The organism is Streptomyces vietnamensis (assembly GCF_000830005.1).
GTDB lineage: Bacteria > Actinomycetota > Actinomycetes > Streptomycetales > Streptomycetaceae > Streptomyces > Streptomyces vietnamensis.
This window is the reverse complement of sequence record NZ_CP010407.1, coordinates 3,725,271-3,746,872: the sequence shown is the minus strand read 5'-3', so window position 1 is coordinate 3,746,872 and position 21,602 is coordinate 3,725,271. Positions and strand designations below refer to the sequence as shown.

At 71.1% G+C, this 21,602-nt stretch carries 19 protein-coding genes; 10 read left to right on the top strand and 9 right to left on the bottom strand.

Going from position 1 to position 21,602, the window contains the following annotated elements:
- Complete coding sequence (locus SVTN_RS16590) at positions 1-1,020, top strand: lysophospholipid acyltransferase family protein (protein ID WP_041129798.1); 1,020 nt, start codon at positions 1-3, stop codon at positions 1,018-1,020.
- Positions 1,021-1,101: 81 nt separating this feature from the next.
- Here SVTN_RS16590 and SVTN_RS16585 read toward each other — a convergent pair whose 3' ends face one another.
- The 3 genes from SVTN_RS16585 to SVTN_RS16575 form a co-directional block, all read right to left on the bottom strand.
- Complete coding sequence (locus tag SVTN_RS16585; protein ID WP_041129797.1) at positions 1,102-2,349, bottom strand: DUF5667 domain-containing protein; 1,248 nt, start codon at positions 2,347-2,349, stop codon at positions 1,102-1,104.
- Positions 2,350-2,647: 298 nt separating this feature from the next.
- Positions 2,648-3,439 carry an ECF subfamily RNA polymerase sigma factor, BldN family gene (locus SVTN_RS16580; RefSeq protein WP_041129796.1) on the bottom strand — a complete coding sequence of 264 codons (792 nt, stop codon included), beginning with the start codon at positions 3,437-3,439 and terminating at the stop codon, positions 2,648-2,650.
- Between the two features lie 420 nt (positions 3,440-3,859).
- Positions 3,860-4,807, bottom strand: a complete 948-nt coding sequence (locus SVTN_RS16575) for an HAD family hydrolase (protein WP_041133966.1) — start codon at positions 4,805-4,807, stop codon at positions 3,860-3,862.
- Between the two features lie 94 nt (positions 4,808-4,901).
- On the opposite strand from SVTN_RS16575, the gene SVTN_RS16570 reads away from it, so the two are divergent.
- The 7 genes from SVTN_RS16570 to SVTN_RS16540 all read left to right on the top strand — a co-directional run bounded on the left by SVTN_RS16570 (position 4,902) and on the right by SVTN_RS16540 (position 12,034).
- The gene (locus SVTN_RS16570; protein WP_041129795.1) at positions 4,902-5,180 is read left to right on the top strand and encodes a glutaredoxin family protein; all 279 of its coding nucleotides are present in this window, start codon (positions 4,902-4,904) and stop codon (positions 5,178-5,180) included.
- 272 nt (positions 5,181-5,452) lie between these two features.
- Entirely contained in the window at positions 5,453-6,253 is an 801-nt protein-coding gene (locus SVTN_RS16565) for a redox-sensing transcriptional repressor Rex (protein ID WP_041129794.1), read from the top strand.
- On the top strand, positions 6,250-7,605 hold the full coding sequence (locus SVTN_RS16560; protein ID WP_041129793.1) for a glutamyl-tRNA reductase: 1,356 nt from the start codon (positions 6,250-6,252) through the stop codon (positions 7,603-7,605). The genes SVTN_RS16565 and SVTN_RS16560 overlap by 4 nt, the downstream gene beginning before the upstream one ends.
- Positions 7,602-8,588 carry a hydroxymethylbilane synthase gene (gene hemC, locus SVTN_RS16555; protein ID WP_041129792.1) on the top strand — a complete coding sequence of 329 codons (987 nt, stop codon included), beginning with the start codon at positions 7,602-7,604 and terminating at the stop codon, positions 8,586-8,588. The genes SVTN_RS16560 and hemC overlap by 4 nt, the downstream gene beginning before the upstream one ends.
- The gene (locus SVTN_RS16550) at positions 8,585-10,255 is read left to right on the top strand and encodes a bifunctional uroporphyrinogen-III C-methyltransferase/uroporphyrinogen-III synthase (protein WP_041129791.1); all 1,671 of its coding nucleotides are present in this window, start codon (positions 8,585-8,587) and stop codon (positions 10,253-10,255) included. Before hemC ends, SVTN_RS16550 begins: the two co-directional genes overlap by 4 nt.
- Positions 10,256-10,664: 409 nt before the next feature.
- Entirely contained in the window at positions 10,665-11,660 is a 996-nt protein-coding gene (gene hemB / locus SVTN_RS16545; protein ID WP_041129790.1) for a porphobilinogen synthase, read from the top strand.
- Between the two features lie 104 nt (positions 11,661-11,764).
- Positions 11,765-12,034 carry a DUF1876 domain-containing protein gene (locus SVTN_RS16540; protein ID WP_041133965.1) on the top strand — a complete coding sequence of 90 codons (270 nt, stop codon included), beginning with the start codon at positions 11,765-11,767 and terminating at the stop codon, positions 12,032-12,034.
- A gap of 57 nt (positions 12,035-12,091) precedes the next feature.
- On the opposite strand, the gene argS is transcribed toward SVTN_RS16540, so the two are convergent.
- The gene (gene argS, locus SVTN_RS16535) at positions 12,092-13,861 is read right to left on the bottom strand and encodes an arginine--tRNA ligase (protein WP_041129789.1); all 1,770 of its coding nucleotides are present in this window, start codon (positions 13,859-13,861) and stop codon (positions 12,092-12,094) included.
- Between the two features lie 173 nt (positions 13,862-14,034).
- Between argS and lysS the strand changes: the two genes are divergently transcribed.
- Positions 14,035-15,756, top strand: coding sequence for a lysine--tRNA ligase (gene lysS / locus SVTN_RS16530; RefSeq protein WP_041129788.1), 1,722 nt, complete (start codon positions 14,035-14,037; stop codon positions 15,754-15,756).
- Between the two features lie 69 nt (positions 15,757-15,825).
- Here lysS and SVTN_RS16525 read toward each other — a convergent pair whose 3' ends face one another.
- The 3 genes from SVTN_RS16525 to SVTN_RS16515 form a co-directional block, all read right to left on the bottom strand.
- Positions 15,826-17,079, bottom strand: a complete 1,254-nt coding sequence (locus SVTN_RS16525; RefSeq protein WP_078908380.1) for a DUF2637 domain-containing protein — start codon at positions 17,077-17,079, stop codon at positions 15,826-15,828.
- Between the two features lie 120 nt (positions 17,080-17,199).
- Positions 17,200-17,946 (bottom strand): hypothetical protein, encoded by a 747-nt coding sequence (locus SVTN_RS16520; RefSeq protein ID WP_041129787.1) that lies wholly within the window; start codon positions 17,944-17,946, stop codon positions 17,200-17,202.
- A 90-nt stretch (positions 17,947-18,036) separates the two neighbouring features.
- Positions 18,037-18,948, bottom strand: a complete 912-nt coding sequence (locus SVTN_RS16515; RefSeq protein ID WP_099055201.1) for a hypothetical protein — start codon at positions 18,946-18,948, stop codon at positions 18,037-18,039.
- Between the two features lie 174 nt (positions 18,949-19,122).
- Between SVTN_RS16515 and SVTN_RS16510 the strand changes: the two genes are divergently transcribed.
- On the top strand, positions 19,123-20,316 hold the full coding sequence (locus SVTN_RS16510; protein ID WP_041129786.1) for an RtcB family protein: 1,194 nt from the start codon (positions 19,123-19,125) through the stop codon (positions 20,314-20,316).
- Positions 20,317-20,401: 85 nt separating this feature from the next.
- Here the strand turns inward: SVTN_RS16510 and SVTN_RS16505 are convergent, their stop codons facing one another.
- Both SVTN_RS16505 and SVTN_RS16500 read right to left on the bottom strand, forming a co-directional pair.
- A complete protein-coding gene (locus SVTN_RS16505) occupies positions 20,402-21,166 on the bottom strand; it encodes an SDR family NAD(P)-dependent oxidoreductase (RefSeq protein WP_041133962.1) in 765 nt (254 codons plus the stop codon).
- A gap of 65 nt (positions 21,167-21,231) precedes the next feature.
- On the bottom strand, positions 21,232-21,567 hold the full coding sequence (locus tag SVTN_RS16500) for a YnfA family protein (RefSeq protein WP_041129785.1): 336 nt from the start codon (positions 21,565-21,567) through the stop codon (positions 21,232-21,234).
- Positions 21,568-21,602: the final 35 nt, after the last annotated feature.

Sequence of the window (21,602 nt, the reverse complement as noted above, 5' to 3'; positions counted from 1 at the left end):
ATGGCGGACGCCAAGGTCATTCCGTTCGACGACGACCGCCCACGGGCCCGCCGGCGGCCCGCCAGGGCCGAGGGCGAGGCGGCGGCCGTACGGGCCCTGCCGGGGCCCAAGGAGGCACTGGAGGGGCCCGCCGAGCCCCCGGCGCCCGAACCCGGGCCCGAGACGGCCGTGGGCGGCGGGAGCGGCTGGGAGCGGCGGCTCGCGGGCGGGCTCGCGTTCCTGCGGCGGCGGATCACCGGCGAGTACGAGGTCGACGAGTTCGGCTACGACGAGGAGCTCACCGACCAGGTCCTGATGTCGCTCCTCCGCCCGCTGTACGAGAAGTACTTCCGGGTGGAGGTGAAGGGCGTCGAGAACATCCCGGCCGAGGGCGGGGCGCTGATCGTCGCCAACCACTCCGGGACGCTGCCGCTGGACGGGCTGATGATGCAGGTCGCCGTCCACGACCACCATCCGGCCGGGCGGCACCTGCGGCTGCTCGCGGCGGACCTGGTCTTCGTGCTGCCCGTCGTCAACGAGCTGGCCCGCAAGGCGGGGCACACGCTGGCCTGCGCGGAGGACGCGGAGCGGCTGCTGCGCTCCGGCGAGATCGTCGGGGTGATGCCGGAGGGCTTCAAGGGCATCGGGAAGCCCTTCGGGGAGCGGTACAAGCTCCAGCGGTTCGGGCGGGGCGGCTTCGTCTCGACGGCGCTGCGGGCCGGGGTGCCGATCGTGCCCTGCTCGATCGTGGGGGCCGAGGAGATATACCCGATGCTCGGGAACGCCAAGACCCTGGCGCGGGTGCTCGGTTTCCCGTACTTCCCGCTCACCCCGACCTTCCCCTGGCTGGGGCCGCTCGGGGCGCTGCCGCTGCCGACGAAGTGGACGATCCAGTTCGGCGAGCCGATCCCGACGGACTCGTACGCGCCGGAGGCGGCGGAGGACCCGATGCTGATGTTCAACCTGACGGACCAGGTGCGGGAGCAGATCCAGCACACGCTGTACAAGCTGCTGGTGCAGCGGCGGTCGGTGTTCTTCTGAGCCGGTGTCTTCTGACCGTCGCATGGAAGGGCGCATGGAAGAAGGGGCGCCCCCCGTCCGTGGGGGCGCCCCTTCTTCTTGCTAGCGAGCGTCCTCGCTGTCGATGCCGAGGCCCGGAAGCAGGCCCGGCAGGAGTGGCGGAAGGGTCACGTCCGGCACGTCCGGGGTCGACTGGCCCTCGGTGGGGGCCGTCGGTGTGCCCGTCGGGGAGGGCTTGAGCAGTCCGCCGGTGCTGCCGCCGAGGAGACCGTCCTCCTCCGGGGAGGCGGTGCCGCTGCCCGTGCTCGGGCTCGTCCCCGTGCTGGGCCCGGACGGGCGGGGCGCGGCGGAGTGGCTGCCCGAGGGGGACGCCTCGTGGCCGGTCGGCGGCTGCTGCGTGTCCGTGCCCTGGGTGCCGCTCGGGGTGCCGGGCCTGGTGCGCGGTCCCTCGGAGCCGACGGCGCCCTTCTCGGGGGTGCGGGGGAGCACCGACTGGAGCGGCTCGACGTCTTCGTCTATGGCGTCGAAGACGTCCGTCACCTCGCTGCCGACGTCCGACAGTTGGACGGGGAGCCGGTCGCGGAGGCCGTTCCAGGTGTCCCGGTGGGCCTGGGCGAAGGAGTTGAGCCGGGCCATGGGGCCGATCTCGCCGTCCCGGTCGTACGCCTCGCGGAGCAGCCGGTGGCCCTCGGCGGCGTCGTGCTTCATCCCGCCCAGGACGCGGCGGATCTCGGCGAGGGACTCGTGGTCGAGCTCCCCGGCGCGGCCGCGCTCCATGAGCCGGCGGGCCTCGCTGAGGCGGGTGGAGGCCTGGTCGAGGTAGATGCCGCCGCGGTCCGCGTCGTCGTCCGCCATGCCCAGCTTGATGTCCTCCATGCCCCGCTTGAGTCCGTAGAGCGAGTCACCGGGGAGGGCGTCGGAACTGGCAGCGGCCACTCCGCCGAAGGCGCCCGCCGCCACACCGACCGTGAGGCCGCCGGCGGCGAGGCCCTTGGTCCAGCGGGACCGGGGGCGCAGTTTCCGGAGCGGGGACGCCCGGTGGGCTCCCTTGCCGGTGGATGTCCGCTGCTCCGGCACCGTAGGGCCCCCGGCAGCGCTCCCCTCCATGAGCATCGCTTCCATGGCGGCGACGAGCTGGGCTCGTTGCACCACCTTGACCTCGGGGTCGAGCTGTGGCTTGGGCAGCTCTCCGAGGCCGTTCGCCAGGGCCAACAGCCGCCCCTGTTCGGCGGGTTCGGCCGGTTCCGCCGGGGCCTCGGGCTGCTCGGCCGCCGCGTCAGCGGACGCCCGGTCCTCCAGGGCCTGGGCGAAGGCGTTCGCCCGCCGGTGCGCCGATACGTTCGCGATCACTGGCGGCACCTCCTCTCGTCATGACGGTCGACTCCCCGGGGTGTCCGGAAGGTTGCACACCTTGAGCACATCCACACGAAAGAGTGAGTGGCTGTGGGCATGGCGTGACCACAGGGAGCCTGCATCCCGCACAACGAGCGGCGCGGCACTTGGGTTACGCGCGAAAGATGATCGGACCAGTGCGTCATCGAGGCGTCACCGACTGTGAGTTGGGCGGGGGTCGTGGGGATGTGGGGGGAGGCGTGGGGGTGGGGGCGCGGACCGGGGCAGGGGGGTGCGTGTGGGGGGCGCGGAGCGGTCAGCGGGCGTCGTCCGGAAGGAGGCGGGCCAGGGTGCGGACGGCCCGGTACTGGAGGGTCTTGATCGCGCCCTCGTTCTTGCCCATGACCCGGGCGGTCTCGGCGACCGAGAGGCCCTGGAGGAAGCGGAGGGTCACGCACTCCTGCTGCTGGGGGTTGAGGCGGCGGACGGCGTCGAGGAGTGCGGCGTTGGAGAGGGACTCCAGGACGGAGTCCTCGGGGCTGCGCTCGACCTCGTTGGCGTCGAGCATCTCGCCGGTGGTGACTTCCAGGCGGAAGCGGCTGGACTTGAAGTGGTCGGCGACCAGGTTCCGCGCGATGGTGACGAGCCAGGCGCCGAAGTCGCGGCCCTGCCAGGTGAAGGTGGAGATCCGGCGCAGGGCGCGCAGGAAGGTCTCGCTGGTGAGGTCCTCCGCCGTCGCCTTCCCGCCGACGCGGTAGTAGATGTAGCGGTAGACCGTGTCGCTGTACTGGTCGTACAGGCGGCCGAAGGCCTCGGCCTCGCCCGCCTGGGCGCGCTCGACGAGGTCCATCATGCGGGCGCTGTCACTGTCCGCGGTGGGGCGGCGGGCGGTGGTCGAGGTTCCGGAGCCGGAGCGGGCGCCCCGTCTGCTCACGGCGGCGCCGCCCTCGGCCAGGGCGTAGCAAGGGCCGGCGGGTGCCGGTGCGGCGAAGGCGAAGGCGGGGACAGGGCCGGCGTACGCGGTGGGGACGAAGCCGCGCAAGTGGTCGAGGACCGTTGCGCGCAGCGTAGCCAGGCCCGAGGTGTCAACCCCGACGTGTGGGTACACGGGACTCCCAGAGGCAGAGCTTCCATCACGTGCAGTGCGGGACCGTTCACCCGTCGTGGCGACGCGAGGGGTCCTTTGTGCGTCTGAGGAGAATAACGCTTCGTACAGGCAGCGCTACACCCAGTTGCTCAAATCACCGATTACGTCGTTTCCGTTACCGCTTGTAGTCGCATCAAGTCGCAGTTCGTGACCGATTGTTGATCGGTTTGCTTCCGAGTGTGATTGCGCGGGCGATGCGTTGTGCTCAAGTGCGGGACGGGTGAATGAACGGGGCCGTTGCGGGGTAAGGAGCGCGGAATGCCCGGGAGTCGACCTGTGCGGTGCTGTTCGACCACGGACGGGTGAGCCCGCCTGGTCCGGGGTTGTCGCAGATGATCGCAGCCGAAACGTATCGGCAGGGCCCTTCCGGGCGGGGCGGCGTCAGTGGCGGCGGCGGTGCAGGGCGACCGCGGCGGCGGTCCCGCCGGCCAGTGCGCCCAGGCCCGCGGCGGCGGGGATGCCGACCTTGGCGGCCTTGCGGCCGGTCCGGTAGTCGCGCAGTCGCCAGTCCCGGTCCTTCGCGTGCTTGCGGAGCTTGGTGTCCGGGTTGATCGCGTACGGGTGCCCCACGAGCGACAGCATCGGGATGTCGTTGTGCGAGTCGCTGTACGCGGCGCAGCGGCTCAGGTCCAGGCCCTCGGCGGCGGCGAGGGCCCGTACCGCCTCGGCCTTGGCCGGTCCGTGCAGGGGCTCGCCGACCAGCTTGCCCGTGTAGACGCCGTCGATCGACTCCGCGACCGTGCCGAGCGCGCCGGTCAGGCCGAGCCGGCGGGCGATGATCGTGGCCGTCTCGACCGGGGCGGCCGTGACCAGCCAGACCTTCTGGCCGGCGTCCAGGTGGGCCTGGGCGAGGCCGCGGGTGCCCGGCCAGATGCGGTCGGCCATGTACTCGTCGTAGATCTCCTCGCCGATCGACATCAGTTCGGAGACGCGGTGGCCCTTGACGATGGACAGGGCGCTGTCGCGGGCGTCCTGCATGTGCTCGGGGTCCTCGACGCCGGCGAGCCGGAACCAGGCCTGCTGCCAGGCGAAGCGCGCGAGTTCGCGGCGCTGGAAGAACTTCCGCTTGTACAGGCCGCGACCGAAGTGGAAGATCGCGGCGCCCTGCATCACGGTGTTGTCGAGATCGAAGAAGGCGGCGGCCCGCACGTCCCCGACGACCGGGAACTCGGGCTCGGCGGCCTCGGCTTCGGTGGCGGCGGCCTCCTCCCGCTCCTGTTCCAGCTGGAGCGAGGACTTGCGCGCCGCCTCGGCGGCGGCCTCGCCTGCCAGGACGCTGCGCGCGGTGGCGGAGCGCCTACGGGGGGTGAGCCATCCCAGAGCGGCCATGTCGTTGAGCATAGCCAGTCTGTTCGGTACTTCCCGACTTGCGAGGATGCCGGTGTGTGAACAGTGGGGGACTCCCCTGTTGCCCGGCGCCAGAATGGACGTCATGTTCGGACGTGTGAAGAAGAAGGACGCCGCCTCGCGGACCGTCACGCTGATCGGCAAGCCGGGGTGCCATCTCTGCGACGACGCCCGCGCGGTGATCGAGGCCGTGTGCGCGGAGACCGGAGCATCCTGGGAGGAGAAGGACATCACCCGGGACGAGGAGCTCCACCGGGCGTACTGGGAGCAGATCCCCGTGGTCCTGATCGACGGCGAGCAGCACACCTTCTGGCGCGTGGACGCCGGACGGCTCCGGCGCGAACTGGGTGCCTGACCGAAAGCCGGTTACCATCATGGACGTTTTGTTGGGTTTCGGGGGCGGCATCGTGAGGAGAGTGTGCGGCTTTGCCCCCTTCGGGATCTCAACGCGCTGACACGCTCCGCGGTTCCGCGACGATAGGAACCGGCCGCGTGACCCCGGTCACTTTGGGCAGACAAAACGGACACCATCTTTGTGCACGCGTTCACAAAGACATAGCCTGCATTCGACGGGGCGGTCTTGTGACGTACGGCCGCCTGCAGCCCCGCTCATCCCGCAGGAGCACCGTGGCAACTGGCCGAACTCACCGACCGGCGACCCGTAGCCGAGGAATTCCCGAGGCCACCGTCGCCCGGCTTCCGCTGTATCTGCGCGCACTCACCGCGCTCTCGGAGCGCTCCGTACCCACGGTCTCCTCCGAGGAGCTCGCGGCCGCGGCGGGGGTCAACTCCGCGAAGCTGCGCAAGGACTTCAGCTACCTCGGCTCGTACGGCACCCGCGGTGTCGGCTACGACGTCGAGTACCTCGTCTACCAGATCTCCCGCGAGCTGGGGCTCACCCAGGACTGGCCCGTCGTCATCGTCGGCATCGGCAACCTCGGCGCCGCCCTCGCCGGCTACGGCGGTTTCGCCTCCCGAGGCTTCCGCGTCGCCGCGCTCATCGACGCCGACCCCGCCATGACCGGCAAGCCGGTCGCCGGGATCCCCGTCCAGCACAGCGACGACCTCGAGAAGATCATCAGCGAGGACGGCGTCTCCATCGGCGTCATCGCGACCCCGGCCGGCGTCGCCCAGCAGGTCTGCGACCGCCTCGTCGCCGCCGGAGTCACCTCCATCCTGAACTTCGCCCCGACCGTGCTCTCCGTGCCCGACGGCGTCGACGTGCGCAAGGTCGACCTCTCCATCGAGCTGCAGATCCTCGCCTTCCACGAGCAGCGCAAGGCCGGCGAGGAGACGAGCGCCGAGGAGGGCCACGACGCGGTCGCCGAGCCCGAGCCCGTCGTCGTACCGCCGGCTCCCCGTGGCACCACGGGCACCACCGGTCGCAAGGGACCCGACGGGGACGTCCCCGCGGTGATGCCGGCATGAGCCTTCTCGTCGTCGGACTGAGCCACCGCAGCGCCCCGGTCTCCATCCTGGAGCGGGCCTCGCTGTCGGCGGACACCCAGGCCAAGCTCCTCCAGGACACCCTCGCCGCCGAACCGGCCGCCGAGGCCACCGTCCTGGCCACCTGCAACCGCATCGAGCTCTACGCCGACGTGGACAAGTTCCACGCCGGGGTCGCCGAGCTGTCCACGCTGCTCGCGCAGCACAGCGGCGTCGGCCTGGACGAGCTCACTCCTTATCTCTATGTGCACTACGAGGACCGGGCCGTCCACCACCTCTTCTCGGTGGCCTGCGGGCTCGACTCCATGGTCGTCGGCGAGGGCCAGATCCTCGGCCAGATCAAGGACACCCTCGCCCTCGGCCAGGACCTCCACACCGCGGGACGCCTCCTCAACGACCTGTTCCAGCAGGCCCTGAGGGTCGGCAAGCGCGCCCACAGCGAGACCGGCATCGACCGGGCCGGGCAGTCGCTCGTCACCTTCGGCCTGGAGCAGCTCGCCCAGGACACGGACGTCGAGACCTGGTCCAAGGGCAAGAAGGCCCTCGTCATCGGCGCCGGTTCGATGTCCTCGCTCGCCGCCGCCACGCTCGCGCGCTCCGGCGTCTCCGAGATCGTCATCGCCAACCGCACCCTGGCCCGCGCCGAGCGGCTCGCGCAGATCCTGAACGAGCCCGGGGGAACGGGAGTGGCCGCACGCGCGGTCGAGATGGTTGCCGTCGGCGACGAACTGACACGTGCCGACGTCGTCGTCTCCTGCACCGGCGCCACCGGACTCGTCCTCACCGGCGAGGCCGTCGAGGACGCCACGCGCGGACGCCGTGACCCGCTCTTCCTCCTCGACCTCGCCATGCCCCGCGACATCGACGCCGCCGCCCACCGCATCCCCGGTGTCCGGCTCGTCGACATCGAATCGCTCGCCGAGGCCTCCGCCGACGCGCCCATGGCCGCCGACGTCGACCAGGTGCGCGGCATCGTCTCCGACGAGGTCGCCGCCTTCGGCGCCGCCCAGCGCGCCGCCCACATCACCCCGACCGTCGTCGCCCTGCGCACCATGGCCGCCGAAGTGGTCGCGGGCGAGGTCGCCCGCCTCGAAGGCCGCCTCCCCGGCCTCGACGACAAGCAGCGCGCCGAGATCACCCAGACCGTGCGCCGCGTCGTCGACAAGCTCCTGCACGCGCCGACCGTGCGGGTCAAGCAGCTGGCCAGCGAGCCCGGCGGCGCCGGGTACGCGGACGCGCTGCGGACACTCTTCGACCTCGACCCGGAGACGGTGGCTTCCGTCAGCCGGGCCGACCTGAATGACGCCGACGTCAAGAACCGAGGGCGAGTATGACCGAGAGGGCACTGAGGCTCGGGACCAGGCGCAGCAAGCTCGCCATGGCCCAGTCCGGGCACGTGGCCGACGCCGTCCGGCAGCTGACCGGCCGGCCCGTCGAGCTCGTGGAGATCACGACGTACGGGGACACCTCCCGGGAGCACCTCGCGCAGATCGGCGGCACCGGCGTCTTCGTCGCCGCGCTCCGTGACGCGCTGCTCGCCGGCGAGGTGGACTTCGCCGTGCACTCCCTGAAGGACCTGCCGACCGCCCAGCACCCCGACCTGGTGCTGGCCGCGATCCCGCCGCGCGAGGACCCGCGCGACGTACTGATCGCGGGGGAGGGCCTCACGCTGGACACGCTGCCCCAGGGCGCGCGCGTCGGCACCGGCTCCCCGCGCCGGATGGCGCAGCTCCACGCGTACGCACGCAACCACGGCCTCGACATCACCTGCGTCCCCATCCGCGGCAACGTCGACACCCGCGTCGGCTACGTCCGCAAGGGCGAGCTGGACGCGGTCGTCCTGGCCGCGGCCGGACTCAACCGCATCGGCGGGACCGACGAGCTCCTCGGCGGCCTGACCGCCGAGCCGCTGTCCGTCGACACCGTCCTGCCCGCCCCCGGCCAGGGGGCCCTGGCCGTCGAATGCCTGGCGTCGAACACCGAACTCGTCGCCGCGCTCGCGCCCCTCGACGACCCGCACACGCGGGCCGCCGTGACCGCCGAGCGATCCCTGCTCGCCGCCCTGGAGGCCGGCTGCTCCGCACCCGTGGGTGCGCTGGCCGACCTGCTGGCCGACGACCCCGGTCACGGGCAGGTTGTCACCGAAATGCGCCTGCGCGGCGTCGTCGGCACCACCGACGGCTCGACGCTGGTGCAGCTGTCCACCACCGGACCCGTACCCACCTCGCACGACGAGGCCCTGGCGCTCGGACGCGAACTCGCGGACGAGATGCTCGCCAAGGGTGCGGCCGGTCTTATGGGGGAGCGAGCACTTTGAGCCCCACCAGCCCGACCACCAGCCCCCTGTCCCCGGCCTTCGCGGGCCATGGGCACGTCACGTTCCTCGGCGCAGGCCCGGGCGACCCCGGACTCCTGACCCTCAGGGCCGTCGAAGCCCTCGCGGGGGCGGACGTCCTGATCGCCGAGCCGGAGGTGCTCGAGGTCGTTCGCGGCCATGCGCGCGTGGGGGTGAGCACGCCTGAGCTGACGGTCGTTGACGAGACGTCAACAACCGCCGGTGTCCCCGTGTTGAGGGATGCCGCCAATCTTGTCATGGAGGCCGCGCGGGGCGGCAGGCGGGTCGTCCGTGCGGTGACCGGCGACCCCGGCCTCGACGGGAATGCGGGCGCCGAGATGCTCGCCTGCGCCGCCGAGGGCATCCCCTTCGAGGTCGTCCCCGGCGTCGCCACCGCCGTCGGCGTGCCCGCCTACGCGGGTGTGCCGCTGCGCGACGCGCAGGGCACCGACGTGCGCTTCGTCGACGCCCGCACCGCCGACGAGCGGTGCTGGACCGAGGTCGGTGCCTCGGACGGGACCGTCGTCGTCTCCACGTCCCTCGACTCGGTCGCCGCGGCGGCCGGTGAACTGGTGGCGGCTGGCCGTAAGCCGGACACCCCGCTCACCGTGACCATCGCCGGTACGACGACCCGCCAGCGGACCTGGAACGCGACCCTCGGGACGATCGCCCAGGTCTTCAAGCAGGGCAAGGTCCTCCCCTCGCCCGAGGGCCACCGGCCGGTCATAGCCGTGGTCGGCGAGCGCAGCGCCCCGGCGCAGCGGGACCAGCTGTCGTGGTTCGAGTCCAAGCCGCTGTTCGGCTGGCGGGTCCTCGTGCCGCGCACCAAGGAGCAGGCCGCGTCGCTCTCCGACCAGCTGCGTTCGTACGGCGCGGTGCCGCACGAGGTGCCGACCATCGCCGTCGAGCCGCCGCGCACCCCGCAGCAGATGGAGCGGGCGGTCAAGGGGCTCGTCACCGGACGCTACGAGTGGATCGCCTTCACCTCCGTGAACGCGGTGAAGGCCGTACGGGAGAAGTTCGAGGAGTACGGGCTCGACGCCCGCGCCTTCGCCGGCATCAAGGTCGCGGCGGTGGGCGAGCAGACCGCGGCCGCGCTGGTCGACTTCGGTGTGAAGCCGGACCTCGTGCCGTCGGGTGAGCAGTCCGCGGCGGGCCTCCTTGAGGACTGGCCGCCGTACGACCCGGTCTTCGACCCGATCGACCGCGTCTTCCTGCCGCGCGCCGACATCGCGACCGAGACGCTGGTCGCGGGCCTGATCGAGCTCGGGTGGGAGGTCGACGACGTCACCGCCTACCGGACGGTGCGCGCGTCGCCGCCGCCGGCGGACACGCGGGAGGCGATCAAGGGCGGCGGGTTCGACGCCGTTCTGTTCACGTCCTCCTCGACCGTGCGGAACCTGGTCGGCATCGCCGGCAAGCCGCACAACGTGACCGTGATCGCCTGCATCGGGCCCGCCACGGCGAAGACCGCCGAGGAGCACGGGCTGCGGGTCGACGTCCTCTCGCCGGAGCCGTCCGTCCACAAGCTCGCCGAGGCCCTTGCGGACTTCGGTCTCCGGCGACGGGAGTCGGCGCTGGAGGCGGGGGATCCGGTGACGCGGCCCAGTGAGCGGCGGCCGGGGGCGCGGAGGCGTCGGACGACGTAGCGGTTTCGTGGGGTGCGGGCCCGGTTCACGGGCCCGCACCTTTTTCGTTGTGGACCCGCGCCCCCCGTTGTGGGCATGCGTTCCGCCGGGGCAAGGGGGTCCCCCCTGCTCGAGCGAAGCCGAGAGCTTGGGGGAGGGTGGGCACAACGGACCCGCGCCCTGCCGGCGCCCGAGGCTTCCGCGCCCTGACCCGCACCCCGTGTGCGCCGCGCGGTTGGGGTGCGGGTCCAGGCGCGGGACGCGGAGGCGCCGCCGAGGGCGCCGTCCCGTGTGCCCACCCGTCCCGCCCTGCGGGACGATTGCCCACACGGCAGCGGGGCAACGCCCAGCCAGGCGAGGGCCCGCACGGGTGCGGGGCGGCAACAAAGTGTCGGTAAATGCACTCGTGTCGCGGGCGTAGCCTCGGTTTATGAACTCGTACGGATCCTTTCCCGGGGCGCGGCCGCGGCGGCTGCGGACGACGCCTGCCATGCGCCGGATGGTGGCCGAGACCCGGCTGCATCCCGCCGACCTGATCCTGCCCGCGTTCGTGCGCGAGGGGATCACCGAGCCCGTCCCGATCGAGGCCATGCCCGGGGTCGTGCAGCACACGCGGGACACCCTGCGGAAGGCCGCCGTGGAGGCGCTGGAGGCCGGGGTCTCCGGGATCATGCTCTTCGGCGTGCCGGAAGATGCCAAGAAGGACGCTGCCGGGACCGCCGGGACCGACCCCGACGGGATCCTCCAGGTCGCCATCCGGGACGTGAAGGCCGAGGTCGGCGACGAGCTCATCATCATGTCCGACCTGTGCCTCGACGAGTTCACCGACCACGGCCACTGCGGCGTCCTGGACGCCGACGGCCGCGTCGACAACGACGCCACCCTGGAGCGCTACGCCGAGATGGCGCAGGTCCAGGCCGACGCCGGCGTCCACGTCGTGGGCCCCTCCGGGATGATGGACGGCCAGGTCGGGGTCGTCCGCGACGCCCTGGACACCATCGGCAAGGAGGACGTGGCGATCCTCGCGTACACCGCGAAGTACTCCTCCGCCTTCTACGGCCCCTTCCGCGAGGCCGTCGGCTCCTCCCTCAAGGGCGACCGCAAGACCTACCAGCAGGACCCCGCCAACCTCCGCGAGTCCATGCGCGAGCTGGCGCTCGACCTGGAGGAGGGCGCCGACATGGTCATGGTCAAGCCGGCCGGCCCGTACCTCGATGTGCTCGCGAAGGTTGCCGCGTCCGTCGACGTGCCCGTCGCCGCCTACCAGATCAGTGGTGAGTACTCGATGGTCGAGGCCGCCGCCGAGAGGGGCTGGATCGACCGGGACAAGGCGATCATGGAGACCCTCACCGGCATCCGCCGTGCCGGCGCGCAGATGATCCTCACCTACTGGGCCACCGAGGCCGCCCAGAGCCTGCGCGGCTAGGTCCTGACGTACGGGGCGCCACTGACAACGAGTGGTGGGGCAGCACTCCGCAGCGCACCCTGGAGAAGTAGCCGACAGGTACCTCGGTGGAGGTGGTCCTCATGATGCACACGCTTGTCGGATGGCATGTGGAGATGGAGTTCCAGGAGGAAGGTGACCGGACGCGGGCCGCGGCCATGGTCCGGCTCAGCGACGGCACCGAGTTCCGGGCCCACGGCACCGCGAACCGGCACCCCTCCGACCCGGACCAGCTTCGGGTGGGCGAGGAGATCGCGGGCGCCCGCGCCCTGATGGACCTCGCCTCGCAGCTCCTCCAGAAGGCTCACACGGAGATCGACGAGGTCTCCGGCCGGACCTCGCACCCCATCCGGTGATCCGGTACGGCGAAGCCCCCGGCACGCAGTCGTGACGGGGGCCTCGCCTCCGGTGCCTCAGAGGCGCTCGGGCGTCCGGATGCCCAGCAGCGCCATGCCCTGGTGCAGCGTGCGGGCCGTCAGGTCGATCAGGAACAGCCGGTTTTCCTTCTGCTCCTGCGTGTCCGCCTTCAGGACCGGGCACTGGTCGTAGAACGCGGTCAGGTGAGAGGCCAGCTGGTAGAGGTACGCGGCCAGCTTGTGCGGCGCGTACTCCTCCGCCACCTCGGCGACCGCGGCGCCGAACTGGTCCAGGTGCAGGCCGAGCGCGCGCTCGGCCGGGGCCAGCTCCAGCTCCGGGTGGGCCGTCGGCACGGCGTCGCCGGCGTTCCGCTTGATCGACTGGATACGCGCGTACGCGTACTGGATGTACACCGACGTGTCGCCGTTCAGCGACACCATCTGGTCCAGGTCGAACTTGTAGTCGCGCACGGCGGAGGTCGACAGGTCGGCGTACTTCACCGCGCCGATGCCGATCTGCGCGCCGTTCTCGACGATCTCCTGCTCGGTGAGGGCGATCTTGTCGTTGTTCTTCTCGCGCACGACCTCGGTCGCCCGGCCGATCGCCTCGTCGAGGAGGTCCACGAGGCGGACCGTCTCGCCCTCACGGGTCTTGAACGGCTTGCCGTCCTTGCCGAGGACCGTGCCGAACGCCAGCTGGAACGCCTTCACCTCGTCGTTCAGCCAGCCGGCCCGGCGGGCCGTCTCGAAGACCATCTTGAAGTGCAGCGACTGGCGGGCGTCCACCACGTACAGCAGGGAGGTCGCCTTCAGGTTCTGCACCCGGTCGCGGATCGCGGACAGGTCCGTCGCCGCGTACCCGAAGCCGCCGTCGGACTTCTGGACGATCAGCGGCACCGGGTTGCCGTCCGGGCCCTTCACGTCGTCGAAGAACACGCACAGCGCACCCTCGGAGCGGACCGCGACGCCCGACTCCTCCAGGATCCGGCAGGTCTCCTGCAGCATGTCGTTGTACCCGGACTCGCCGACGACGTCGCCGTCCCGGATGTCCATGTCCAGCTTGTCGAAGACCGAGTAGAAGTAGATCTTCGACTCGTCGACGAACCGCTGCCAGAGGGCCAGGGTCTCCTCGTCGCCCGCCTGGAGGTCCACGACCCGGGCACGCGCCCGCGTCTTGAACTCCTCGTCGGAGTCGAACAGGGCCCGCGAGGCCTTGTACAGCCGGTTCAGGTTCGACATGGCCTCCTCGCCGGAGACCTCCGCCTCCGAGGAGTGGTCCAGCTCGTGCGGGTGCTCGATCAGGAACTGGATGAGCATGCCGAACTGGGTGCCCCAGTCGCCGATGTGGTGGCGCCGGACCACCGTCTCGCCGGTGAACTCCAGGATCTCGACCATCGCCGCGCCGATCACGGCCGACCGCAGGTGGCCGACGTGCATCTCCTTCGCCACGTTCGGCTGCGCGTAGTCGATGACCGTCGTGCCCGCCGACTCGTTGAACGGCACGCCGAGACGCGCGTCCGCCGCACGGGCCGCGAGGGTCTCGATGATCGCCGAGTCCGTCACCGTGATGTTCAGGAAGCCGGGGCCCGAGACCTCGATCTCCTTCAGCACGTCGTTGGCCGGGATCGCCTCGACGACCTTCGTCGCCAGCTCACGCGGATTGCCCTTGAGCTGCTTGGCCAGCGCCAGGATGCCGTTGGCCTGGAAGTCGGCCCGGTCGCTTCGTCGCAGCAGCGGGTCGGCGGACGCGGCGTCCGGCAGAGCCGCCGAGAGGCCGTCCGCGAGGCGCTGCTGCACGGTCGAAGCGAGGGAAGGGACCGAGGCCATGAGCTTCCGTTCCTGTTGAGTCCGTCAGGTCTAATTCGCTTGTCAAGTGTCCCACGGGAGCGCAACGTGATTTCCCCGCCTGTGGACAACCTCGGAGAGTGTCGTTCCGTCTGGGAGAATGGTCCTCGTAGGGCTGACAGGCAGAACCCCTCAGGAAGAAGGACGTACCGACCGTGGCTCAGAGCAGCACCGAGACCGACTGGGTCTCCCGTTTCGCGGACGAGGTCATCGCCGAGTCGGAGCGACGTGCGCCTGGCAAACCGGTCGTCGTCGCCTCCGGCCTCTCCCCGTCCGGCCCGATCCACCTCGGCAACCTCCGCGAGGTCATGACCCCGCACCTGGTCGCCGACGAGATCCGCCGCCGCGGGTACGAGGTCCGGCACCTCATCTCCTGGGACGACTACGACCGCTACCGCAAGGTGCCGAACGGCATCGAGGGCATCGACGCGTCCTGGGCCGAGCACATCGGCAAGCCGCTGACCTCGGTCCCGGCCCCCGCCGGCTCGCCCCACCCCAACTGGGCCGAGCACTTCAAGGCCGCCATGGTCGAGTCGCTGGCCGAGCTGGGCGTCGAGTACGACCCGATCAGCCAGACCGAGCAGTACACCGCCGGTACGTACCGCGAGCAGATCCTGCACGCGATGAAGCACCGCGGCGACATCGACGCCATCCTCGACCAGTACCGGACGAAGAAGGCCCCGAAGAAGCAGTCCCAGAAGCCCGTCGACGAGGCCGAGCTGGAGGCCGAGGAGGGCTCCGGCGCCGCCGCCGAGGACGACGGCTCCGGCGGCGCCTCCGGCTACTTCCCGTACAAGCCCTACTGCGGCCGGTGCGAGAAGGACCTGACGACCGTCACCTCGTACGACGACGAGACCACCGAGCTCGCCTACACCTGCACCAGCTGCGGCTTCGCCGAGACCGTCAAGCTCAGCGAGTTCAACCGCGGCAAGCTGGTCTGGAAGGTCGACTGGCCCATGCGCTGGGCCTACGAGGGCGTCATCTTCGAGCCCTCCGGTGTCGACCACTCCTCGCCCGGCTCCTCGTTCCAGGTCGGCGGCCAGATCGTCCGCATCTTCGACGGCGTCCAGCCCATCGGCCCCATGTACGCCTTCGTCGGCATCAGCGGCATGGCCAAGATGTCCTCCTCGAAGGGCGGCGTGCCCACCGCGGCCGACGCCCTGAAGATCATGGAGCCCCAGCTCCTGCGCTGGCTCTACGCCCGCCGCAGGCCCAACCAGTCCTTCAAGATCGCCTTCGACCAGGAGATCCAGCGGCTGTACGACGAGTGGGACAAGCTGGAGGCCAAGGTCGCCGACGGCTCCGCCCTGCCTGCGGACGCGGCGGCGTACTCCCGTGCCGCCCGCACCGCCGCCGGCGAGCTGCCGCGCACCCCGCGCCCGCTCCCGTACCGCACGCTCGCCTCGGTCATGGACATCACGGCCGGACACGACGAGCAGACCCTGCGGATCCTCGCCGAGCTCGACCCCGAGAACCCGGTGACCTCCCTCGACGAGGTCCGCCCGCGCCTCGACCGCGCCGAGAACTGGATCACCAACCAGGTCCCGGCCGACCAGCGCACCATCGTCCGCGACGAGCCCGACACCGAGCTCCTCGGCTCCCTGGACGACGAGGGCCGCGAGTCGCTCCGCCTCCTCCTGGAGGGCCTCGACACCCACTGGTCGCTCGACGGGCTCACCACCCTCGTCTACGGCGTCCCGAAGGTCATGGCCGGCCTCGACCCCGAGGCGAAGCCGACGCCCGAGCTGAAGCTCGCCCAGCGCGCCTTCTTCGCCCTGCTCTACAAGCTCCTCGTCAGCCGCGAGACGGGCCCGCGCCTGCCGACGCTGCTGCTCGCGGTGGGTGCGGAGCGGGTGCGGAAGCTGCTCGGCGCCTGAGCGTGTGACCTGAGCATGTGAAAGGGCCGCCACCCGGATCCGGGTGGCGGCCCTTTCACATGCGTCTTCCTACGGGGTGTCCATCTCGGCCCTCGCCTGCTGGACCCGCTCCTGCGCGGCCGGCACCGCCTGCCGCAGCAGGTCGAGCTCGGTCTCGGGGAACTCCGGGAGGCCGTACTGCTCGGCCACCAGACGCGCCAGCTCGGCCTCGGCCGGGAACTCGTCGTGCTCGATCACGTACGAACCCATGACCTTGTAGACGACGTCCTCGAACTCGTCGTTCCGCGGCTCCGGCTGCTCCACGTACTCCGGGTACTCCACGAACTCCTCCGGGCCCGCCGGAGGGACGTCCTCCGGCCCCTGCGGCACCGGGACCGGCATGGGCTCCAGGCCCTCCACGATCTGCGGGTTGTACGTGCCCTCGTACGACTCCGGGGAGACCTGCGAGGCGTCGAACCACGGGCTCTCGTGATTCACCGGCCCCACCGGAGCCTGCCCCGGGGCCTGCCCCTGGGCCGGAACCGGAACCTGCGTCTGCGCCGGGACCTGCGCCTGCGCCGGCAGCGCCGCCGGCTGGGCCTGCGCGACCGCCATCGGCTGCTGCTGCGCCTGCGGCTCCGGAGGGAGTACGGCCGGGTCGATGCCCGCCGCCGCCAGACCCGCCGGGGCCGTCTCCGCCAGCGGAACCCCGTACCGCGCCAGCCGCAGCGGCATCAGCGCCTCCACCGGAGCCTTGCGCCGCCAGCCCCGCCCGAAGCGCGCCTGCAGCCGGGCCTGGTAGATCAGACGTTCCTGCTCCAGCTTGATGACCTGCTCGTACGAACGCAGCTCCCACAGCTTCATCCGCCGCCACAGCCGGAACGTCGGCACCGGCGACAGCAGCCAGCGGGTGATCCGGACGCCCTCCATGTGCTTGTCCGCCGTGATGTCCGCGATCCGGCCCACGGCGTGCCGCGCGGCCTCCACGGCCACCACGAACAGCACCGGGATCACCGCGTGCATCCCGACACCCAGCGGGTCGGGCCACGCCGCCGCACCGTTGAACGCGATCGTCGCCGCCGTCAGCACCCACGCCGTCTGACGCAGCAGCGGGAACGGGATCCGCAGCCAGGTCAGCAGCAGATCCAGCGCGAGCAGCACACAGATGCCCGCGTCGATGCCGATCGGGAAGAAGTACGAGAAGGTACCGAAACCCTTTTGGAGGGCGAGCTCGCGCACGGCGGCGTACGAACCCGCGAAACCGATCCCCGCGATGATCAGCGCACCGCCGATGACGAGGCCGATGAGTATTCGGTGTGTGCGATTCAGCTGCATCGCGGCCACCCGCGATCCCCTCTCGTCATTCGACATCCGGCGCGCACAGACTGGCACATGCGCACGGAGCCCGACCCTCGGGGGAGGGACGGGCTCCGTGCGAATATGCCATTCCGCGCCGGGTTGTGACTACTTGTTGGCCGTGGCGACCGCCGCGACGGCCTCCTTGGCTGCCTTGATCGCACCGTTCGTCACGGTCTTCTCCGAGGGGGTGTCGGCGCCCGCGTAACCGGCACCGTTGTACGACAGCAGCACCAGCACATTGCCCGTACGCGCCACGATCGACGTGTACACGAAGTCCTCGTCCGTCTTCCGCAGCTGGTACGTGACCGTCTTCGCCTCGTCGCCGATGCCCGTGGCCTCGACCGTCCGCAGCTTCTTCGCACCCGGCGTCTGCTGGACCTTGGCCAGCTCCTTCGCCAGGTTCTCCTGCGCACGCTCCTGACCGCTGCCCAGCGCCGCATCGGATTCGTACCGGTAGAACGACACGTCCAGCCAGCGGTACTGCGAGCCCTCCACGCCCTTGTCCTCAAGGCCGTTCCACGAGCAGCCACCGCGGCTGGCCAGGTCGCTGGAGGCCGCCGGCGTCCCGTTCTTCGTCTTCGCCTTGGGCACCAGCGACGCCGTCGTCTTCGACGAGATCGACTTGCACACCTCGGGCAGCTTCGCGAACTTCGCCGGCTCGACCGTCTTCGTCGACTGCGACGGCGAGGGCGTCACGGACGCCGACGCGGACGCGTTGCCCTGCCCCTCCGCCTTGCCGGAGCCGCCGGAGTCGCCGGAGTCCGAAGAACAGCCCGCGGCGACGAGCATCACCGGGACGGCGGCGCAGGCGAGTATGCGGGTGAGTCGCGTTCGCTGAGCTGATCGCTGCATGGTTCCTTCAGTCGCTTGTCGTACGGCACGGCCACAGGTACGCCGACACGTTACGTGGTCGCCATCCGCTCACGGAGCGGAGGCGAACCGCTACTCCTCCAGCCGATCGGCGAGCTGCCGGGCCAGATTCCGGGCCTTTTCCTGCAGTTCCGCACTGTCGGGAGCCTCGGCGGACCCCGTCGTCTGCTCCTGGTACGAGACCGTCACGATCACGTTCGATGTGCGGAACACCACGCTCACGGCCCGCTGATGGCTGTTCGCACCGGCCGTACTGAGGATGTCGTCGACGTACGCGACGTCCCCGAGACCGTCGAGGACACGGGGCTCGAGACCGGTCGAGGTGGGGCCGGTGGAGGGGGCGCCGGTGGAGGGGGCGTCGGTGGTGGGGGTGCCCGTCGACGGCTTGCCCGACGGGGCGGTGGTCGTGGCGCCCGAGGCCGGCTTGCCCGCGGCCGAGGGGGTCCCCGTCGGCGTCCCGGTCGGCGAGGGCGGGGTCGTGGGCGAGGGCGGGGTCGTGGGCGGCACCGGGATGCCCGCCGCGAGCTGCTTGCGGACGTACACCTCCTGCGCCCGGTCGTCGTCGCTCACCGCCGCGTCGTACGAGACCACCCGCTCGATGTCGAGGGACAGCCGGTGCGAGGTGTCCGGGGTGTCGGCCTTCCACGTGCAGCCGACGCGCCGGTCGGTGTCGTACGTGACGGCCGCGACGCCCCGGTACGCCTTGTCGCGCTCGGCGTCGGGCAGCGCGGCGGCGCCCGGGAGCAGGTCCTTGAGGGTGGCCTGCGCGACGGCGCCGCAGGGCTCGAAGAGGGTGCGGTAGCGGCCGGGGGGCGCGACGGGGGCGGCGGCCTGGCCGGCCTTGGCGTCGACGGCGATGTCGTCGGCGGGGGCGCCCGCGGAGCACGCGGTGAGGCCGGCCCCCAGGCCGAGGCCGAGTGCGAGGGCGACGGCGGTGCGCGCCGTGGACCCGGTGCGGCCGGGTGCGTACCTCTTTCGCTGCACGGTCCCAGGCTCCCTTCACCCGAAGTCTTTCCCGAAAACTGTTTGCCGCGCGAACCCGGCCGGTGGACACAATGTCTATCGCACACGCAGCCGTTGATGCCGGTCCGCTGTCACCTGTACGGGCTTTGGCTCCGGTTTTTGCGTTATCAGGCTTTTCGGGGGAATCGAGGAAGTATGTCGTACGTAGAGGTGCCTGGCGCGAAAGTACCGATCAGGATGTGGGCCGACCCCGCGTCGGTCGAGGGCGGCGCCATGCAGCAGTTGCAGAACGTGGCGACGCTGCCGTGGATCAAGGGCCTGGCCGTGATGCCGGACGTGCACTACGGCAAGGGCGCGACCGTCGGTTCGGTGATCGCGATGCAGGGTGCGGTCTGCCCGGCGGCGGTCGGTGTGGACATCGGCTGCGGGATGTCGGCGGTCAAGACGTCCCTGACGGCGAACGACCTGCCGGGCGACCTGTCCCGCCTCCGCTCGAAGATCGAGCAGGCGATCCCGGTGGGCCGGGGCCTGCACCGCGAGGCGGTGGACCCGAAGCGGCTGTACCAGTTCCCGACGGCGGGGTGGGGCGACTTCTGGTCGCGGTTCGACGGGGTCGCGGACGCGGTGAAGTTCCGCCGCGAACGTGCGGGTCAGCAGATGGGAACCCTCGGGTCGGGAAACCATTTCATCGAGTTCTGCCTCGACTCGTCCGGGGCGGTGTGGCTCATGCTGCACTCCGGGTCCCGGAACATCGGCAAGGAGCTCGCCGAGTACCACATCGGCGAGGCGCAGAAGCTGCCGCACAACCAGGGGCTCGTCGACCGTGACCTGGCGGTGTTCGTCGCGGACACCCCGCAGATGGCCGCCTACCGGCACGACCTGTTCTGGGCGCAGGAGTACGCGAAGTACAACCGCGCGATCATGATGGCGCTCTTCCAGGAGGTCGTCCGCCGGGAGTTCCGCAAGGCCAAGGTGACCTTCGAGCCGGTGATCTCCTGCCACCACAACTACGTGGCGGAGGAGCGGTACGAGGGCATGGACATGCTGGTCACGCGGAAGGGTGCGATCCGGGCCGGGTCCGGGGAGTTCGGGATCATCCCGGGCTCGATGGGCACGGGCTCGTACATCGTGAAGGGCCTGGGGAACGCGGCGTCCTTCAACTCGGCCTCGCACGGTGCCGGCCGGAAGATGAGCCGGAGCGCGGCCAAGCGGCGCTTCTCGACGAAGGACCTGGAGGAGCAGACGCGGGGCGTGGAGTGCCGCAAGGACTCCGGTGTCGTGGACGAGATCCCGGGTGCCTACAAGTCGATCGAGAAGGTGATCGACCAGCAGCGGGACCTGGTGGAGGTCGTCGCCAAGCTGAAGCAGGTCATCTGTGTGAAGGGCTGAGGTCTTCCCTTCGGGGGTCTTCGAGGGGGTTTCGGGGTTTCGGGAGTGATGGGGCCGGTGCGGTGCACCGGCCCCTTCCGTCGTTCTACAGCTCGCGGTGGACCTTGGTGTTGGAGGCCTGGGCCCGGGGGCGGACGACCAGGAGGTCGATGTTGACGTGCGGGGGGCGGGTGCAGGCCCAGGTGATGGTGTCGGCCACGTCGTCCGCGGTGAGGGGTTCGGCGACGCCCGCGTAGACCTTGGCCGCCTTGTCGGTGTCGCCGCGGAAGCGGGTCGTGGCGAACTCGTCGGTCTTGACCATGCCGGGGGCGATCTCGATGACGCGGACCGGAGTGCCGACGATCTCCAGGCGGAGGGTCTCGGCGAGGACGCGGGCGCCGTTCTTGGCGGCGACGTAGCCGGCGCCGCCCTCGTAGGTGGAGTGGCCGGCGGTGGAGGAGAGGACGACCACCGTGCCGTCGCCGCTGGCGGTGAGGGCGGGGAGCAGGGCCTGGGTCATGTGGAGGGTGCCGAGGACGTTGACCTCGTACATCCGGCGCCAGTCCTCGGGGTCGCCGGTGGCGACGGGGTCGGCGCCGAGGGCGCCGCCGGCGTTGTTGACGAGGACGGCGAGGGTGCGGAAGGCGGTGGCGAACTCGTCGACGGCGGCGCGGTCGGTGACGTCGAGGGCGTAGGCGGTGGCCTGGTGGCCGGCGTCGTTGATCTCGGCGGCGAGGGCCTCGATGCGGTCCTTGCGGCGGGCGGTGAGGACGACTCGGTAGCCGGCGGCGGCCAGCTGCCGGGCGGTGGCGGCGCCGATTCCGCTGCTCGCTCCGGTGATGACGGCGATGGGGGTGCCGGCGGCAGTCATGAGGTGCTCCTCGCGCATGTGGTCGATTGCGGGTCGATCGCCCGGTCAGGATAGGCGGGACGCGGTCAGCGGCCTCGCGGGACGTACATGATCACGGCCATGCCGGCGAGGCAGATGAGGGCGCCGACGACGTCCCAGCGGTCGGGGCGGTAGCCGTCGGCGACCATGCCCCAGGCGAGGGAGCCGGCGACGAACACTCCGCCGTAGGCGGCGAGGACGCGGCCGAACTCGGCGTCGGGCTGGAGGGTGGCGACGAAGCCGTAGATACCGAGGGCGATGACTCCCGCGCCGATCCAGATCCAGCCGCGGTGTTCCCGGACGCCCTGCCAGACGAGCCAGGCGCCGCCGATCTCGAAGAGGGCGGCGAGGAGGAACAGGGCGATGGAGCGGGCGATGAGCATGGGGGAAGCCTGTCACGGGACACGCGGGCTGACGG